Origin of the sequence: Bifidobacterium pongonis, assembly GCF_019331805.1 — a bacterium.
Lineage (GTDB): Bacteria > Actinomycetota > Actinomycetes > Actinomycetales > Bifidobacteriaceae > Bifidobacterium > Bifidobacterium pongonis.
Genome location: NZ_JAHBBE010000068.1, coordinates 1 through 3,560, shown reverse-complemented (window position 1 = coordinate 3,560; position 3,560 = coordinate 1). Strand labels below are relative to the sequence as shown.

Annotated in this window: 2 protein-coding genes; one reads left to right on the top strand and one right to left on the bottom strand. The window is 60.1% G+C overall.

Translation table 11 applies throughout. From position 1 onward, the window contains the following. Positions 1-1,020 precede the first annotated feature (1,020 nt). Positions 1,021-2,556, bottom strand: a complete 1,536-nt coding sequence (locus KIH75_RS09890) for an amino acid permease (RefSeq protein WP_219056532.1) — start codon at positions 2,554-2,556, stop codon at positions 1,021-1,023. A gap of 165 nt (positions 2,557-2,721) precedes the next feature. On the opposite strand from KIH75_RS09890, the gene KIH75_RS09885 reads away from it, so the two are divergent. After that, the coding region (locus KIH75_RS09885) for an FAD:protein FMN transferase (RefSeq protein WP_236028250.1) at positions 2,722-3,560 on the top strand (839 nt) is incomplete at its 3' end.

The window sequence follows — 3,560 nt, the reverse complement described above, 5'->3', positions numbered from 1 at the left end:
CCTGATTCGGGCTGGCTTGGGCGCGATTCGGGTTGGATTGGGCTGGTCTGATTCCGGCCGAGTCCAACCCGCGCTTTTTCCAAACAACCCTCATTACCGAAATCAGACAAAATAACCCCATTTTTGTCCGATTCCGGTACGAGGCCGGCCACCCAAGACCTACCCAAAACCGCCCAAAGTCATCCCTCCCCTACCGAAATCAGACAAAATCAGCCCATTCCTGTCCGATTCCGGTACGAGACCCCCAGAACCTACTCAAGACCACCCGAAACCACCCCTCCCCCATACCGAAATCAGACAAAATCAGCCCATTTTTGTCCGATTCCGGTACGAGGCCGGCCACCCCCCTCAGGGGACTGAAGCGAATCCAGCCTGCGCAACTTGCTACTTGGCTTATATATGGCAGATTTCAGAGTTTGAATTTTGCTAGGTGGCTTATATATGGCACCGAAAGCGCGCTATCGCAAGTACAAGCCGCGAAATTCCAACGGCCATACTCGGCATATCACGCTTTACGTGCCATATATAAGCCACCTAGTATCTCGCAGACCCCCAAATCTGCCACAAATAAGCGAGATAGTCCCTCAAGACGGCCCGGATCAGCCGAGAACCACCCACCTCAATCCACCCATTACCAAAATCAGACAAAATTAAGCCATTTCTGTCCGATTCCGGTCAAGACACCACTGGCTTCCCTAGCCCCTCCCCATCTCCTGCCCTCTCATCACCGGAATCGGACAAGATAGGGGGATTTTGTCTGAAAACGATATGGGGCGGCTCTGTGGCATAACCGAAATCAGACAAAATTAGGCCATTTTTGTCTGAAAACGGTACGAATCACCAGAACCAGTCCAAAGCCACTCGCCTCAATCCACCCATTACCAAAATCAGACAAAATCAGGCCATTTTTGTCTGATTTCGGTAAAAGGAGGAAACGGAACAAAGCGGGCCGGCTTGTCTAAGCCGCCCCGGCCGGTCTACGCCGGCCCGCCTGAGCCGGTCTACGCCGCCTCGGCCGATCTAAGCCGCCTCGGCCCGCCTACGCTTGCGCTCGCCCAACAGGCAATACCCGCCGAACACCAGCAGCCACACCACGCCGGCAATCGCCGATCCGCGCGTATCCGCCGATAGGAACAGCGTGATGTACACGAACACGAAGAACGCGATCGCGATCCAATCCGTCACCTTCCAGGCCGGCATCAGGAAGCCGTCCGCAATGAAATCGCCGCTCTTGCGATACCCGCGATGCGCGAGCATGGTGAGCACGTAAATGAAGATCACGACGGCGCTGGCGGCGGACGAGAACAGTACGAACGCGCTGGAAACGCCGGGGATCATGTTGATGATCGGCGAGAGCAGGATCATGCATCCCGACGCCATGATCGCCTTCGCCGGCACCTTGCGGTTCGACACTTCGGCGAACCTTGCCATGGCGGGAACGTCCGAATCCTGCGCGAGCTGGTACAGGTGGCGTCCGGCCGAGTACAGCAGCGAGTTCAGCGACGACGCGGCCGCAGTGATCACCACGAAGAACACGAGCGCCGCAGCCCAGTCGAGGCCCGCGTATTTGAACACCATGATGAACGGCGACGGGTAGGAGCCGTCGGAGTTCGGCTTGAAGTTGCGCCATGGCACGATCGCCATGATGGCGACCAGCGCGCCCACGTAGAAGATCAGGATGCGCATGATGATCTCGTTGACGGCTTTCGGCAGCACCTTGCGCGGGTTTTGCGTTTCGGAAACCGTCACGCCCACGAATTCGATGAGCAGGTAGGCGAAGAACACCATTTGGAAGCTCATGAAGAAGTTCATCCAGCCGTTCGGCGCGATGGAGAAGTCGGTGAACAGGTTCGTCAGCGACACGGATGCGCCCGGAATGGTGCCGTCCACGCCTTCGATGGTGGTGGCCGGGTAGTGGAAGCCGACGATCAGCATGACTACGGCGGTGGCGATCAGGCCGACGATGAGCGTGATTTTGATCATGGAGAACCAGAATTCCGCTTCGCCGAACACTTTCACGGCGATGAGGTTGATGCCGGTGAGTACGACCAGGAAGCAGAGTTCGATGAGCCATTTCCAGCCGTGCAGTTCGATGCCGAACATGCCGAAGAAGGTGACGAAGTAGGTGCTGACCGCGGTGATCTCGGTCATGCCGGTTAGGATCAGCACGATCCAGTAGGTCCATCCGGCGAATTTGCCCCAGCCTTGGCCGAGGTAGCGGGTGATGAAGTTGATGAAGGTGTGCTGGCTGGGGTCGCGGTACATCATTTCGCCGATGGCGCGCATCAGCAGGAACATGATCAGGCCGACGCCGATGTATACGAAGATGATGCTGGGGCCGGTCAGGGCGATGGATTTGCCGGAGCCGAGGAACAGTCCGGTGCCGATGGTGCCGCCGATGGCGATGAATTGTACGTGGCGGTTCTTCAGACCGCGGGCCATCGCGTTGTCTTCGTCGAGGTGTTCGAGGGATTGCAGGCCGGTTGGGCTGGTTGTTGCGGGGGCTGGGCTGTTGCTGCTGCTGGTTGGGCTGGTGTTGCTGTTCTGAGCTGTCATAATGGGGTTCAGTCTACTCGGCGGCTGGAAACACACGGGTTAACATCTGCTCTGGGACAAAGCGACGAGATGCGGTGGTGGGCCGGGCGGAGCGAGAAGACGAGACGGACGGACGGACGAGCGGACGGACGAGACGAGCGGACGGACGCTGACAGGAGGCGGAGAATGGACGACATGCAGATGATGGCGTTTCCGCAGGCGCTGGGAACCGGCATGGTGGTGCAGCTGCAGCTGCGGGCGCAGGCGCCAGCGAAGATCCCGGCACGGATGCCGGCACGGACGCGGACACGGACGCGGAGTACATCGGGCTCCCCGAACCTTGGCGAGCACCCCGGCGAGCACCCCGCCAAAGACCCTAGCGACACCATCAGCGCCCCTCTCGGTGACGGCCTCGGCAATGTCGATGCGCCCGTGCGCAATCGCATCGCGTCTTTCCTCGACCTGTATGAGCGGACGTTGTCGCGCTTCCGCGAGGATTCCACGGTCGCGGCCATGCGCCGGGCCGAGCGTGGCGGTTCCTTCGATTTTCCCGATTGGGCGGCCGGCCTGTTCGACCTGTATGACGCGCTGCACGAGGCGAGCGACGGCGCGATTGACCCTTGTGTGGGTGAGGATTTGACGCGGCTGGGCTACGGGCCGGCCTACACGTTCGCCGCGCAGCCCGATGCGCGCGAGCGCGTGGGGGCGGTTCATGGGCGCGCGTCTTGGGCTGACGATGTGGATCGGCATGGCTGCACGCTGGTCACGCGCGGCCCGGTTTCGTTGGATTTTGGCGCGTGTGGCAAGGGGTATGCGGTGGATTTGATCGCGGGGATACTGCGCGATGAGGGCGCTCGGTTTGCGGGGAGAACGAGTGTGGCTGATGCGGCTGGCGCGTTTGGCGGATTCGGCGGATCTGACGGATTCGGCGGATTCGGCGGATTCGGCGGATCTGACGTACCGTTCGTGGTCGATGCCGGTGGCGATCTACTGATTCATATGGTTTCGGAGCCGGTGGGTTGCGG

Excerpts from the sequence above, each read along its gene's own strand:
- KIH75_RS09890 (WP_219056532.1), bottom strand. The coding sequence starts at position 2,556 with ATGACAGCTCAGAACAGCAACACCAGCCCAACCAGCAGCAGCAACAGC.